The organism is Moorena sp. SIO3B2 (assembly GCF_010692525.1).
Lineage (GTDB): Bacteria > Cyanobacteriota > Cyanobacteriia > Cyanobacteriales > Coleofasciculaceae > Moorena > Moorena producens.
In genome coordinates this window covers 1-15,050 of the sequence record NZ_JAAHHE010000155.1, presented here as the reverse complement: position 1 = coordinate 15,050, position 15,050 = coordinate 1, and the positions used below count along the sequence as shown (strand labels likewise).

At 44.3% G+C, this 15,050-nt stretch carries 14 protein-coding genes and 1 pseudogene; 1 reads left to right on the top strand and 14 read right to left on the bottom strand.

The genetic code is table 11. From position 1 onward, the window contains the following. The 7 genes and pseudogenes from F6K38_RS24800 to F6K38_RS24770 all read right to left on the bottom strand — a co-directional run. Window positions 1-336, bottom strand: a 336-nt coding sequence (locus F6K38_RS24800) for a DUF433 domain-containing protein (RefSeq protein ID WP_287357790.1), incomplete at its 3' end; no start/stop codon positions are given. Window positions 337-386: 50 nt separating this feature from the next. After that, window positions 387-530 carry a hypothetical protein gene (locus F6K38_RS24795; protein WP_287254164.1) on the bottom strand — a complete coding sequence of 48 codons (144 nt, stop codon included), beginning with the start codon at window positions 528-530 and terminating at the stop codon, window positions 387-389. A 549-nt stretch (window positions 531-1,079) separates the two neighbouring features. Beyond that, window positions 1,080-1,457 (bottom strand): hypothetical protein, encoded by a 378-nt coding sequence (locus F6K38_RS24790; RefSeq protein WP_287254166.1) that lies wholly within the window; start codon window positions 1,455-1,457, stop codon window positions 1,080-1,082. Further along, on the bottom strand, window positions 1,444-1,833 hold the full coding sequence (locus F6K38_RS24785; RefSeq protein ID WP_287254168.1) for a hypothetical protein: 390 nt from the start codon (window positions 1,831-1,833) through the stop codon (window positions 1,444-1,446). Before F6K38_RS24785 ends, F6K38_RS24790 begins: the two co-directional genes overlap by 14 nt. Beyond that, window positions 1,830-2,406: pseudogene (locus F6K38_RS24780) on the bottom strand (REP-associated tyrosine transposase). Before F6K38_RS24780 ends, F6K38_RS24785 begins: the two are co-directional and overlap by 4 nt. Window positions 2,407-2,761: 355 nt before the next feature. Then, a complete protein-coding gene (locus tag F6K38_RS24775) occupies window positions 2,762-2,962 on the bottom strand; it encodes a hypothetical protein (protein WP_287254171.1) in 201 nt (66 codons plus the stop codon). A gap of 156 nt (window positions 2,963-3,118) precedes the next feature. After that, window positions 3,119-3,337, bottom strand: coding sequence for a hypothetical protein (locus tag F6K38_RS24770; RefSeq protein WP_287254172.1), 219 nt, complete (start codon window positions 3,335-3,337; stop codon window positions 3,119-3,121). Between the two features lie 45 nt (window positions 3,338-3,382). On the opposite strand from F6K38_RS24770, the gene F6K38_RS24765 reads away from it, so the two are divergent. After that, on the top strand, window positions 3,383-3,517 hold the full coding sequence (locus F6K38_RS24765) for a hypothetical protein (protein ID WP_287254173.1): 135 nt from the start codon (window positions 3,383-3,385) through the stop codon (window positions 3,515-3,517). Between the two features lie 21 nt (window positions 3,518-3,538). On the opposite strand, the gene F6K38_RS24760 is transcribed toward F6K38_RS24765, so the two are convergent. From F6K38_RS24760 to F6K38_RS43555, 7 genes are all read right to left on the bottom strand, one after another. Next, window positions 3,539-6,052 (bottom strand): autotransporter outer membrane beta-barrel domain-containing protein, encoded by a 2,514-nt coding sequence (locus F6K38_RS24760; protein WP_287254175.1) that lies wholly within the window; start codon window positions 6,050-6,052, stop codon window positions 3,539-3,541. A 240-nt stretch (window positions 6,053-6,292) separates the two neighbouring features. Continuing rightward, window positions 6,293-6,943, bottom strand: a complete 651-nt coding sequence (locus tag F6K38_RS24755) for a phage tail protein I (RefSeq protein WP_287249897.1) — start codon at window positions 6,941-6,943, stop codon at window positions 6,293-6,295. 258 nt (window positions 6,944-7,201) lie between these two features. Continuing rightward, entirely contained in the window at window positions 7,202-9,289 is a 2,088-nt protein-coding gene (locus tag F6K38_RS24750; RefSeq protein ID WP_287249899.1) for a LamG domain-containing protein, read from the bottom strand. Between the two features lie 570 nt (window positions 9,290-9,859). Next, complete coding sequence (locus F6K38_RS24745) at window positions 9,860-13,798, bottom strand: baseplate J/gp47 family protein (protein WP_287249904.1); 3,939 nt, start codon at window positions 13,796-13,798, stop codon at window positions 9,860-9,862. A gap of 96 nt (window positions 13,799-13,894) precedes the next feature. After that, complete coding sequence (locus tag F6K38_RS24740) at window positions 13,895-14,410, bottom strand: hypothetical protein (protein WP_287357787.1); 516 nt, start codon at window positions 14,408-14,410, stop codon at window positions 13,895-13,897. Window positions 14,411-14,467: 57 nt separating this feature from the next. Next, window positions 14,468-14,860, bottom strand: coding sequence for a GPW/gp25 family protein (locus tag F6K38_RS24735; protein WP_287249909.1), 393 nt, complete (start codon window positions 14,858-14,860; stop codon window positions 14,468-14,470). A 15-nt stretch (window positions 14,861-14,875) separates the two neighbouring features. Next, window positions 14,876-15,025 (bottom strand): PAAR domain-containing protein, encoded by a 150-nt coding sequence (locus F6K38_RS43555; protein WP_353737220.1) that lies wholly within the window; start codon window positions 15,023-15,025, stop codon window positions 14,876-14,878. Between the last annotated feature and the right edge of the window lie 25 nt (window positions 15,026-15,050).

Sequence of the window (15,050 nt, the reverse complement as noted above, 5' to 3'; positions counted from 1 at the left end):
TTGGTCATTTCCCTTCTTGATCGCTTCTCGTTCAGCCTTGAGTTGCATCAGCTTGACCACAACTGGGGAAGGATTTTGCTGCTGTTGTTCTAGCATTTTACGACCATGGTCTAACCAATTAGTCAGGTAAGTACTCACAGTTTCTTGGTTATGCAGATAATACAGAATCGTAGCATAAATTTGCTCTAGTTCCAGGGTTGGATAACTTTGGTAAATTTCTTCAGGAGTACGCTGACGATGGATGAAATCATAGAGGATGGTTTCAATTCCTACTCTTGTGCCTCTGACTCGGATATCATTAGGGGCAAGAAATACAAAATAATCTTCCAGTTGCATGATTGGTCTGAGAACTCTGTTGCTATCTTGATCCTACACAAGAAGCAAGATTACACATTTGGTAGGGTGGGCATTGCTGGTTTCCAACCCTCAACCTTGCCGGAATTCACCTGAGCAATGCCCACCAATGGTTGATAGCGATCGCATTTTGTCGGGTGGGAAAAGATTATTGGGTATTGGTGGGCATTCCCCATTTCATTGATCGGGGTTCAATTTTGTTCTTTATCAGCAATGCCCACCCTACAATTCTACAATTCTCAATTCTTCATTCTACATTATTTTTGGTATTGGTGGGCATTGCCCATTTCATTGATCGGGGTTCAATTTTGTTCTTTCTAAGCAATGCCCACCCTACAATTATCTCAATTCTCAATTCTTCATTCTACATTATTTTTGGTATTGGTGGGCATTGCCCATTTCATTGATCGGGGTTCAATTTTGATCTTTCTAAGCAATGCCCACCCTACGATTCTCGCGACTCAATTCTTAATTCTCAATTCTTCATTCTACATTATTTTTGGTATTGGTGGGCATTGCCCATTTCATGGTTCGGCCTTCAATTTTGATCTTTATCAGCAATGCCCACCCTACAATTATCTCAATTCTCAATTCTTCATTCTACATTATTTTTGGTATTGGTGGGCATTGCTCATTTCATGGTTCGCCGTTCAATTTTGATCTTTCTAAGCAATGCCCACCCTACAATTCTAAATTCTCAATTCTAAATTCTCAATTCTAAATTCCTAATTTTTCTGAGGTGATAGACTTAGGGTAGAACAGTGAACCTGGATTTTAGGACGTAGTTCAATCGTCATTACAGTCTTTATTGCTTGATTATCGGGGGCGACTATAAAAGAAAATTTTCCTTGATGATAGTCTATAATTTCGATGGATTCTATTAATTCAAAGCTCAGGATTGCTTTGGACTCTCCGGCAAGCTTTAGCTCTATTTGTATAGATTCAGTAATGGTATTAACCCCAAACTTGAGAGTGGTATCTGAGGTATCGGTTACTTCGTAGCACCAATAACCATCCTGAGCTCGAACAGTTTGAGGTTCAGTGCAGAATAACTCTATCAAGGCTAGTGAATCCCAGTCACTCTGTAGTTTAATTGTTTCCATTATTGGAAGTTGATTTGGGGTTATCTACCATAAAGTATAGCGCTAATAAATCGTCTGGTTCGATCTGATATGACTTCCTAGCATTTTGTAGTAGTAGGGTGGGCATTGCTGGTTTCCAACCCCCTATGCTGCCCAAATTCACCTGAGCAATGCCCACCAACCAAGTAGCATTTTGTAGGGTGGGCATTGCTGGTTTCCAACCCCCTATGCTGCCCAAATTCACCTGAGCAATGCCCACCAATATCCAAGTACCCATGGATTCTTGGATATTGGTGGACATTGCCCATTTAATTGATCGCCGTTCAATTTTGATTTTAATCAGCAATGCCCACCCTACGATTATCTGGGTAATGCCCATCAACCGTTGATAATTCACTCACCAATCCTGGCTCCAATTTCCGAAAAATCTGGAACTAATGGTTGTCTCCCCCCGGCAACAACAACGCCAATCGATCTGATACTGACCTCTTTCAACCCATCTGGTGAAACTCGAATACTCCCACCGATGAGGACAAGATACCAACCCATGTTTGACGGGATTGTAATGAATATAATCTAAAACCTGTTGCAAGTCAGATTCATCTCGAATCACATGCTCCCAAAATCGGCGCTGCCAAACATTACTTTCTCTGTGTTTACGACGGGATGCCGATACATTCTGTGGCTTGAATTTTTTACCCCGTAGCGATCGCGTAAACAACACCTTAAACCGAGAAACCCGGTATGAATAAGCTGTATCCTCTGGGGGTAGAGTCCACAAAAAATGAATATGGTCAGGTAAAACAACTGCACCAGTAATTTCAAAAGGTCTCTCAGTGCGAGTTTTAGCAAGTGCAGCACGCAAATAGGCAATAGTTTCCGGTTCGGAAAACAGAGGGGTGCGGTGGTAGGTTACCAGGGTCAGAAAAAAGGTTCCACCTGGGACATAGGCTCGACGATATTCGGGCATGGTTGATGATTCCTGGGCATTGCTAGTTTAATTTCTAGGCTAACTAATCAAAGTTGATAGCGTAACCATTCTGTAGGGTGGGAAAAGCCTGTTTCCAACCCCAAATCCTGCCGGAATTCACATCACTCTTTGCCCACCAACCAGGGTACCCATTGCCGGTTTCCAACCCCCAACCCTACCGGAATTCACATCACTCTTTGCCCACCAATACCTGGTTGGTGGGCATTGCCTATTTAATTGATCGCCGTTCAATCATGATCGTTATCGGCAATGCCCACCCTACGATTATCTTTTGCCTCTTGCCTTGCGCGTAGCGCTATACTAAGCAATGCCCACCCTACGATTGTTGACTTTTTTACAAATATGAGATGCACCCGGTCAGAAGAAGAGCGATCGCATTTTGTAGGGTGGGTATTGCTTCAAACCAACCCCAAATCCTGCCGGAATTCACCTGAGCAATGCCCACCCTACGGGTATTGGTGGGCATTGCCTTTTTCATTGATTGACCTTTGGTCACGCTACGCGATCGCCGTTCAATTTTGATATTTATCAGCAATGCCCACCCTACGATTCTCAATTCTTCATTCTACATTCTCAATTCTTCATTCTACATTCTTTTGGGTATTGGTGGGCATTGCCTATTTCATTGATTGACCTTTGGTCACGCTACGCGATCGCCGTTCAATTTTGATATTTATCAGCAATGGCCACCCTAGGATTCAACTACTACTGCCTCCGATGGCTTAGTGTTGTTTTCCGCTGTATCAGTTGGTTCCCCTAAGGTTTCTTCCAGTACCTGAATTGCGCCACTAATGCGGAGTAAGGTTTCTCGCAAGTTGGCTTGTTTTGCTTCTAGTTCCGCTAGCATTTTTTGACCAGCTTCGTATTCGGTTTTTAGGGATTGTAAGCGTTGTTCGAGTTTTTCTTTCATGGTTTAGTTTAATCAGTAAGGAAAAGGTATTTCAAAATAAAAATCGTGGTCAATAAACTATGGATATTGGGTTGGTTAGGCTATGGATATTGGGCATTGGTGGGCATTGCCCATTTAATTTATGGGGTAACTGATGAAATATCTTCCTCAGCAATTCCCACCCTACGATTCTATATATAGAACTCATAAACTTCGATGCGTTTACCTTGACCCGACAAAGCTTACAACCTCCTTGCGGATAAACAGTACCCAGACATACCAATATTCATGCTCATTGTCATGGCTGGCGAAATCGGCATAAATATACCATCTGTTTCCATTTATGTAGGTGTAAACTTGAATGATGTTGGTGGGTGGACCCGCCTCAGCAATATCTCCCGATAGCGCTCGAAAACCAGCAATGACCGCCTCCCAATCACTAGTCGAATATAAGGTATTGTAACTGTCACTGCCCGAGAAGGGTCCAAATTTTTTAATCTCGAAAGGTTTTTGACCTTGAACTTTGATATCACCATTTTGTTCGACAGTGAGTTTTTGGTTAGCATCGGTAATTTCTGAAGAGCCATAGGCAATCTTGAATTGCTCGTCATCCATACCAACCATCCAGGAATTGCCTCCTGTGTTTTGGTTTTTGAATTGAATGAAAGCTTCGTTGCCATCACCACATTCAATTAATGCAGCAGTGTCACCGGCAGGACGGTAAAACCTTCCAACTACTCTGTTGCTATAGCTTGTTGAGGTTACCACATCCAGCATCTGATTCGGATTCGTTGTCCCGATACCAACATTACCATCTTTAATCACCATCTGGACTGTGCCACCACCAGCATTTAGTTCGTTATTGTGATGAGAGCCATCTTTGTACCAGGCAAAGTTTTTATCGGTGCGAAAATACTGTGTCTGGCTCTGAACACCAATGCCATAATCTTGGTTATACAAATTTATCATCTGCCTAGTTTGGGAGCCAAAACCAAGGGTATTAGAACCGCCTAGGCTGAAATTGTCGTTGAGGGTCAAACTTTCGAGGGTGGCATTGCCTGTGACAGTCAAATTCCCTTGTACTTTTAATTTTGATGAACCTGGATCTGTGGTGCCGATACCAACATTACCATCTTTAATTACCATCTGGACTGTGCCACCACCAGCATTAAGTTCTCCATTGTTATGAGAGCCATCTTTGTACCAGGCAAAGTTTTTATCGGTGCGAAAATACTGTGTCTGGCTCTGAACACCAATGCCATAATCTTGGTTATACAAATTTATCATCTGCCTATATTGAGAATCAAAACTAAGGGTATTAGAACCGCCTAGGCTGAAATTGTCGTTGAGGGTCAAACTTTCGAGGGTGGCATTGCCTGTGACAGTCAAATCGCTACTGACACTCAAATCTTTATTGAAAGTTGCATTATCTGCAACACTTAAAGTCCCATCTACTTTTAACTTTGATGAACCTGGATCTGTGGTGCCGATCCCAACATTACCATTTTTAATTACCATCTCGACTGTGCCACCACCAGCATTAAGTTCTCCATTGTTATGAGAGCCATCTTTGTACCAGGCAAAGTTCTTATTCGTGCGAAAATACTGTGTATTACTCTGAACACCAATGCCATAATCTTGGTTATACAAATTTATCATCTGCCTATATTGAGAATCAAAACCAAGGGTATTAGAACCGCCTAGGCTGAAATTGTCGTTGAGGGTCAAACTTTCGAGGGTGGCATTGCCTGTAACAGTTAAATCCCCTTGTACTTTTAACTTTGATGAACCTGGATCTGTGGTGCCGATACCAACCTTGCCTGCGAAGTAGTTATCTTCAGTACCTCCAAACCATGCAGAATTGTCTGCACTGCCAGTCCATCCAACATGGTCTACAAAGAAACGAACTGCTTCCCCTGAGCTTCTCACTTGGAAGATAGGATCACCCTCAGGGGGATTGTCTTCGACTCGATAGACTAAGCCGGTTGCCCCTTGAGTACCGTCACCGCGATGATTGCTGCTGTTGGGAGCTTCCATCAGCAGAGTACGCTCACCAGAGGTGTTACTGCTAGCACTAAAGCTGCCAGCTACACTAAGATTACTATTGAGAGTGGTATCACCTGTAACACTCAAATCACCATCAATAACAACCAAACTACTAGCACTATTACCATCAGAACGCAGTATCGGTCCAGTAATTTCACCATTACTCAAATTACCACTAGGCAAACGCACTCCAGAATACTGACGTACAGTGAAATCAAGAGTAACAACACCGCTGCGATTAATTGCCAGCCTTGCTAAAACAACTGAGTCTTCAGGCAAATTTCCCAAGGCAGCAACTTGGATATTGGGTTTTTCGTGCCAGCGCCTAGCACCACTACTACCCAAACCCCCCTCAGTTAATTGATCTGATTGTTCTTCTTGATAAGAAATAACTAAGTCAACTTCTTGATCTCTGTAGCTACTGAGATCAATTGGCGGAGAGTTTGTACTCAAAATAATCTGACGACCTTGACTGTCAAGAGCCGTACCAGGGGTAACAATCACCTGATCAGTAGTAGTCTCAAGGGTCAAACCATCACAAATTCCCGAAACCCGGAGGAATTGGTCTAGGCGGCGCTGTCGGTCAATATGATATTTTTGTTCATCAATAAAATCCTGGTCTTTTAAAAACTCACCATCAAAGTAACGTACTCTCTTGTCAATGTAAGGATACTGAGTATAATCTGCCATGGTAATTCTCCTAGTTATTGTTTATTGCAGTTTTGAATTGGGTGAGGTAGATGTTTTTAGGGAACAGGGAATAGGGAACAGGGAACAGGGAATAGGCAATAGGCAATAGGCAATAGGCAATAGGCAAATACTCCCCACAGTCCCCATCACCCCATCACCCCATCACCCCATCTCCCCATCACCCCATCTCCCCATCTCCCCATCTCCCGACTCCCGACTCCCGATTCCCGACTCCCTAAGTTATGATACATATCTACTGCCCAGTAATGTAGTCTCCCCAACGATGATGCCTGGTTTACTCTCAGTGGGCTGATTAATAATTTGCATAGCAGGTACTAACACTCGCAAAGCATAAAACGTGTGAGCTGGTTTCTCCTGATTCACAATTGCCTTAGCAATCTCTTCCTGACGTCCCAGCAGTTTAAGGTCTGGCTCGTTCAAGGTGATTGTCACCTGGAAGTAGTGAGCAGGTTCTTCAAATTCGTAGATTTTGACGTCTTCTTGAGTGTAAAGTTCTAGCATTTGCTTCACTCCCGCCTTAGTCCCCCGTTGGCGATAGAGAGGGACAATATTGCTGATGAAACGGCGTTTAACCTCCTCGCTCCAATCATCTCGCAAACTTAAAGCTACCCAACTGGCCAGCCAAGGTATAAACTCAGTTGGTGCTATGTCTGACTCTACTGGTACATCAGGATGATTATAGGGATTGAAGTAAGTAGGGATACGGTCAATGTACTCTTCTAGAGCCAACTGCTCAGGATTTGGATCATCAGTATCCCGGGGTAAGCCACTCATTACCCGCTCGAAAGCCAGCAGGAACCGACCAACAAAAGGGTCTTCCTGAAAGTTAGCTGGTAGATAGTTTAGATAGGTACTTAGGTTGTTGGACATAAGCGCGTTTGTATCTAGGTTTTAAACACAGGAATTGTCGAAAAAGGGAATAGGGAATAGGGAATAGGGAATAGTGGGGAGATGGGGAGATGGGGAGATGGGGAGATGGGGAGATGGGGGAGATTTTTATTAAGAGTAGACCTCTTGCAAAAGCGGTTTTATGATACTGTTTTCGTGAATTCTTTTCCACTGTTCCCTGTTCCCTGTTCCCTGTTCCCTTTGCTATAGCTGATACGCGACACGCTGATAGCTGATAGCTTACGAGCTACTTAATTGCCATTGATTCCCGATGTATTCCATGATTACTAAATTCATCTCTACGTTAAAGTCTACTAACTCATAGTCTCTGAGCTTAACTCTGATCAGTTCTTTTTGGATAAACAGACCAATTTCTTTCGGTTTACTGCGTTCCTCCCGCCAAGTTGCTAACTGAACCACCTTTGTACCTCTAGCTGGAGTTTGACTGAGAGGTTCTTTAAGAGTAATTCTCTTACTAGAATAATTAACACTCTCAATTTCTCGATTTTCTGGATTGCGATTAGTGGGAATGATGCGAACTGTATCCCCTGCTGCTAATTCTGTTACCTGATATACCGAGAATTCCCGGTTAGAGATGGAAGTATTAACTTGAGAAGAGAGGCAACGAACAACCATTGTCCCAACTCCATAAGCTTCATTTAAAGCTGAGGACAAAGTCAATTGGTTTGGTCCTTCCTCAATACTACTAATCGTATAGTATTCCTGATCACTATTACTGGGGTCTAGTTGAATAGTATCACCTACAGCAAAACCGGTTGTATCTTTAACTGTAATCTGAGTCTGGGGTCTTGAGCTTGGCTGAGTTAAGATAGTAGTAGTTAGATCATGAGTATGGATCATGATATCTTCGACATAGTCCACCCCAGGAATTCTATCCAGTAATTGATACAATTCCGAAACATAAATACTCCTACCAAAAGGCCAACCCTGACCATCCCAATAAGACTGGGAATTAACTGGGTGGAAGAAAGCTTGTGCCTCTTGGTTTGCCTGGTCTTGAACCTGCTGGGCATTGCTCCCCGCAACTAGATAGAGTCGCGCCCAAACTCGCAAGGGTAGGTAGTCTGGGGTAACTACGTGATGGCGTACAGTCAGCAACCGCCGTTCATCCAAGAAAGACCATAAGCCTCGCAACAGTGAAGCAGTGATATTGGGTTGATACCAACTGGCTCCTTGGATAGTTCCATGATTTTGGTTAGGAGTCTTATCTTTAGCAATGGTACCAGAGCCTTCATCCAAATTCCAATAACCAACTAATCCCTTTTCTGTCCCTTGGAGATACTCATTCATCTCCTGTTTAATGTCTGCCTCTAAGCGCACTCCTTCCCAAATCCGCAATTGAGTAATTATGCCTTGGAAATCATGGCTTTGGTTACCTCGACGACCCAGATAAAGAGATGAATTATTAATTGTATTATCTGAGTTGGGATCTTCAGTAAAGCCTTCTAATTCTCCATCAAGATATAAGTACAGTGTTGAACTATCTTTGACAAAAGCAACATGATGAAAATTGTCATCATTAATGACTTTGGTAGAATTAATGGTAGCAAATTTAGTCCCATCACTTCTAGTTACCTGTAATTTACCCGAGCGATTTTCATATCTAATCCCATAAGGAAAACCGCCATAACCCCTCCCTTTTTCTAGGATACTATTATGGGTTTCTTGGGTTCTAGCTTGGACTTTATTTACCCTAATCCAAACTTCAATGGTAAAGTCTTGGTCGTTAGCAAAATTGAGTTGGTCTGAGTGAGGGATTTCCAGATAATCATTCCGCCCATCAAAGGAGAGCAAACTGTAGTTATCAACCAAAGTTTGAGGAACCACCAGCAAGCTAATGTGTCCTGGGACTGGTTCTTCTCTGGCAGTTGGTTCAGTCAAAGCCAGATTCCGCTGAGAAACGCATTTTGCCCTAGTGATTACACCAAAAGGACCAAACGCTTTAGCTGTTGGTGTTTCCAGCCAGTCTTGTAGTACCAGCTGTTCAAAATCCTCACTACTAACTGCCCGATAGCGTTGCCGCAAATCCACAATGGTTTGCTGCAATGCTGCCTGCAAATCTCCTTCCAGCTGCCATTCCGGACCATTAAGCAGCTTCAGAAACATTTTTTGGTTTTCATCTGGGATCTGATTAGTCCGGTAAATCACCATCTCCGTCAACCAAGCCAACATCTCGATCAAGATGATGCCAGGGTCAGTAGGATTGTGGTCAGTCCAATCAGGATACTCTTTCGGTATTAGAGAAATAGCCTCTTCTAAGAGGTCAGCATAATTACGGTCATCTAGGTTAGGTAGTGGTAGTGGCATTTGTCATTAGTTGGTTGTGAGAATTTAGAATGTAGAATGTAGAATGTAGAATGTAGAATTTAGAATTTAGAATTTAGAATTTAGAATTTAGAATTTAGAATTTAGAATGGTGAAGGCAGAATGGTGAAGGCAGAATGGTGAAGGCAGAATGGTGAAGGCAGAATGGTGAATGGTGAAGGCAGAATTTAGAAGTTAGAATGGTGAAGGCACAAGGCACAAGGCACAAGGCACAAGGCACAAGGCAGAAGGCAGAAGGCACAAGGCAGAAGGCACAAGGCAGAAGGCAGAAGGCACAAGGCACAAGGCACAAGGCACAAGGCAGAATGGTGAATGGTGAATGGTGAATGGTGAATGGTGAATTCTAACTTCTAACTTCACCATTTTAACTTCTAACTTCACCATTTTAACTTCTAACTTCACCATTTTAACTTCTAACTTCACCATTCTTAATTCTACATTCTTAATTCTTAATTCTACATTCTTAATTCTTAATTCTACATTCTTAATTCTTAATTCTACATTCTTAATTCTTAATTCTACATTCTTAATTCTTAATTCTACATTCTTAATTCAATAAGACTGACCCAAACTAATCTGATGTTCACCGGAATAGATTAGAAATCGCTTCCTTTGTTCGTCAGGTATTTCGGCTAGGTCAATGGAGAGAGAGTTAACATAATTCACACCTGGGACGGATTCGATTAACCGATACAGGTCTGATTTATGGGGTTGACGACCAAAAGGCCAGCCTTGACCTTCTACGCCACCAGTCAGGGGATGTAGAAAGTTGTTTAGGGCATCGTTGACCCCCATGACAACTGCTTCGGCAAGGTCTAAGGAGAGGGGTACAACCTCGGCTGTGACTGTAACGTCTACCCAATAGGGTCCAGTGACTTGCAGGTCAAAGGTAGGGGCGCACCGATTTTGGATGTATGCCTCGACTAAATCAAGTAAACCCAGACTGGGAGTAGGTTGACGTGCAGCAGAATCGGGTAGGACAATTAGCTCAACTCGACCAAAATCTTCTTTGTCTAGATAAGGACTATTATCAGCATGGTTAGTTGTCTTAGGGGGTAGGTTGAAATCTCCTGTCAGAGAACCACCAGGATACTCAATCTTTACATCACCGCTAACGTTAACATCGCCCAAGTTGAGCATAGTCACGTACCATTCTGTTCCCAGACTGAATTGGCTGGCTGTGACGCTGTAAGTCAGTTCGCGTCCGCTAGATTGGTCAGAGGTAAAGATTTTTTCCTCATAAGCTATCGTCTGTCCTGGACCATTAATCTTGACTTGTAGCTGATAGCTGGTTGGAGGATTATTCCCCTGGGACCATAAACTGACCGTGATCGTCCCTGATCCTTCTAAGGGGAGCTGGTAGTTTGGCAACCATTGCAAGTCTTTTGGGTTAAATTCAGGAGTAATTGCCCATGCCCTGGCTACATCGGTGGATGCTTGGTAGACCAAATCCTCGATGTCCTGGGCAGTTACAGCTTTGTACCGATGGCGCAATGTCTTCGGTCCTTGTTCTTTCACCCACTCTAGAGACTCCTGCTCGGCTCCACCACTAGCAGCTTCTAGGTTAGTGACACTATCGACATAAGGTACTGTGGTCTTGAGTTCGGTGATAGTCTCAGCTGGTTTGTTACCCCGTTTACCTCCACCTGTGCGGTAGTAAACCATACGGATATTGTTGCTACCTAGGGCAGGTATCTTTCCCTGTTGGTTGTTGCCAAAGCTTACTTCTCCGGTCAGGTGATTGAGAACATAGTGACGGTCTTCGGGTCCGGAACCATAGAAATCTGATACTTCTTGCCAAACTACCCACACCTCCTCTTGTAGATCCGTTTCTTCCTCTTCCTGGACCTCTAGTTGTTGACCGTCTAACACAGGAAATTGGAGGGTGGAGAAGGTCTGATTGGGATTCCCATTACTCGAACCAAGGATTTCATTCTCAATCGTGGTTGCCTGGGTTGCCCAAGTTGTATTCAGCAGCAACTGCCGTAGTCGGGGTGGCACTCTAAAATCACCCCATTGCCAGCGAATTCGCAGCCAATATAAATCCTTACCAAATTCTGATTGTTTTGTCAAGTCAGTTGGTCCAATAAACCGGACTAAACCTGGTTGACTCATGGCAGCGGTTTCATCAGCTTCCACCCCTAAACGCACCCAACGGTCAGGGCTAGCATATTCTGGTACGATTACTGCTTTCTGAGTAATCGTCGGACTTGTGGCTAATTCTCCTGGTACTGGTGGTTCTACCTGGGCATAGATCGTGACTGGGCGGTTAGCAAAGGGGGCATCAAAGCCTAAATAAAGAGTGGGTCGGAGGTCTGGAGTGGCAGTAAAAGGCTCAAAGGGGGAGCCATCCTGGTTAGCGTGAGTGGTGCAATCTACATAGGTGAAATCATTGTAGGTCAAGCAAGCGGAGAGAGGGGAATCACCTGAGTTGTAGCTATAGCTTAGGGTGAGGGATTTTACCACTGGTGGCGCTAAAGCTGAGGCTGGTAGGAGTACCACACTGGTTTCCACTGGATGAGAGTCAGTGAGGTTGCTCGTCAGGGTGAGGGTATTCTCGTTGAAATTGATACTAACAATCTCCAAGTCTTCCTGATTGTTAGTACCTGGATCAATCCGGATGCGATCGCTAGGCAAAAAACCTCTGACACTATCTACCTTGATGGTGTTGATACCACTACTGACCTCTTGTTCAAAAAGTTCCACTGTGGCTCCACTGGCATGGTCAGAATTGATACTATTGGTCAGAGTTAGAGTATTAGAGCTAATACTACTAATTTCACCATATTCCGGTTGACTAGTGTTTGCCCCAATCAGAATAGAATCATTAGAGCGAAAGCCACTAGCACTACTGACCCGTAGGGTATTGACTCCACTGCTAACAGCTTGAGTGAGTGTGGTGCTAATGGCACGAGATGGCTGGAGTGTGGTACTGGTAGTTTGTTCTGCGGTAGCTTCTTCAGTACCATAATTACCCCTGATAATCCGAGCACGAAGCCAATAATTACTTTCCCCATTCACTGGCTGGGATTCCATCTGGTCAGGGAGGGTGAAAGTAAATGCACCGCCAATAGTGAAGTTGGCAGCAGACAGACCAGAACTATTATGTTTAACTACCTCCCAAGTACTACCATTCCAGGCTTCCCAGCGGACTTCCACACCCCCATTAGTATTAACGGCTGGAGCATCACTACTTAAAACCAAAGTAACGGTAACCTCGGCTCCAGGTTTAGAGAAAATTTCCTGACTAGCGAAATAAAAGGTATCGTTGAAACCAGGTTCCTCACCAAAGGGGTAGAAATCTTTGCTGAGATCCAGTTCATCCGTATCGAAAAAGCACAAGTCTGGTGCTATATCACTGCCATGAATCTGCACACTAGCACTAATGTGATTGACCTGAGGCAATGATTGAGGTGGAGGTAAAGGAGTATTGGTAAGCTGAGCTTTAAGCCAGGCAGCATTGATTCCATTAATATTATCCTGACTGGGGACTGGCAGATTCTCAATGGAGACCTGCCACTGACTGTTACCTGAGTTGGTCAAGCTTGGGAAGGACTTGCTAATTTGGTTCTGGTCGTCAATGTCTAGACGGGCCAAACGGATATGAGTATTAGCTGGTTTGCTAGTATCCGTCTCAGCAATTAGTTCCAGGACTGGTTCTGATTCACTGTAGGAAATTACCACTAGCCTAGTTTGACTAGAATTAGGACTCCAAGGCAAGGAGTCTCTCTGAGTGAGATTAATCTCTCGACCTTGATAATCTATGGCCTTTCCAGGTTGGACGATAACCTGACCATAGCCAATTTCAACCTCTAAGCCCTCAATAATTCCTAGTATTGGTTTCCAAACCTCCCCATTCCAGTAAGACCAAGTGATCGGTACTGCTGCTAACCCAACTGCATTAGGAGAGTCAATGGTTAGGGTGAGAGTTTTCGATTCAGGTAAGGTGAGCAGGTGGTCACAAGCCAAATAGAGGGAATGTTCGATGGGCTGATCCCCTGCAAAGGTTAGAAAGGCAGCATCTTCTTGACCCGTTGCTTGCTGAGTGCGATCGCTATAGCGGTCTTGTCCTGGTTCGCGGACAAACACTGCTTGGAGCTGCACATTGGTCAAGACTAAATCACCCTCGGTCTCAAAAATGACCTCTTCTTCCTCTCCTTCTGTGGGCGGTGCTGACACCTCCGTCTGAGCCGGAACCAAGGCTTCTGTGCTACCAGTTGCCAAATAAAAGGTCAAGGGTACTCGCGCTGGTCGGGGTGGTCCAATGCTAGTGCCAATCAAATCCAGAAAGGCCAGGAAATTTTTATCCGGGACTTGATTGATGCGATCGCCGACAATCGTTGCCAGATGACCAAAAATACGAATTAGTGACCGACCACCATCCGGCTTGTTATCTGCCAAAGGACGCCAGTCTGTGAACGCCTTAGCGCACGCCTCCGTATAGGTAACGATGTCTTCATAGCTACGTTGATCAATCTTTGGAGCTTGCATAAGAAATTAGGGAGTAGGGAGTAGGGAGTAGGGAGTAGGGAACAGGGAACAGGGAACAGGGAACAGTAGATGTAGGGTGGGCAGTGCATCATGGGATTAATTTGATTGCGATCGCATTTGTTGGCACTGCCCACCTAGGGAACAGATGTAGGGTGGGCAGTGCATCATGGCATTAATTTGAATGCGATCGCGTTTTGTGGCACTGCCCACCTTACGATTGATTTGATTGCGATCACGTTTTGTGGCACTGCCCACCCGAAGATTAATCACAAGTTGATCTAGATGTAGGGTGGGCAGTGCTTGAGAGTGATTAATTTGAATGTGATCGCGTTTTGTGGCACTGCCCACCCGAAGATTAACCGAGTGATTAATTTGGTTGTGATCGCATTCTGTGGCACACCCCACCATTTGATTAATCACAAGTTGATCTAGATGTAGGGTGGGCAGTGCTTGAGACTGATTAATTTGATTGCGATCGCGTTTTGTGGCACTGCCCACCCGAAGATTAACCGAGTGATTAATTTGGTTGCGATCGCATTCTGTGGCACTGCCCACCCGAAGATTAACCGAGTGATTAATTTGGTTGTGATCGCATTCTGTGGCACACCCCACACCCCACACCCCACACCCCACACCCCACACCCTACACCCCACACCCCACACTCCAAATTAATAATCTAAATAGAATGGATAAACTAAATTAAAGCGATTATTAGTACGGCGCACCTGGTAATTTATTTCAATCAGCAGGCGGTTGAGCTGATCTTCATCCGGGTAAACACCTACATCTAGAACCTCAATGCGTGGTTCCCACTGGGTCAAGGCTCGGCGTACCTCCACTGTTAATTGTCCAGCTGTCCCAGCGCTGTTGCTGGCGAATACTAAATCATGAATACCGCAGCCAAAATCTGGCCGCATCAGCCGTTCTCCTGGAGAAGTACTCATAATCATCCAAATCGACTGGCGGACACTATCCTCATATTGCGCCATTTCGATTTGTTTATTTGGGTCGAGTACTACGGGGAAATTCCATCCCACTCCGAGAAAATCAGTAGTCGTCATGGTTCCATCTCCTTATCAACCGCCAATAAATACCTTCGTCGGCTTACCAGGCCCAGGGGTTATTGTGCCGTGGGGAGGGGGTAATTCACTACAGGTCTTAACTGGGTCACCAATGCGCGCCACTGGTTTACCCTCAATTTTCACAGAAGAACTACCCTTAGTAATTTCAGCTGTTTTGTTAGGTTCCTTG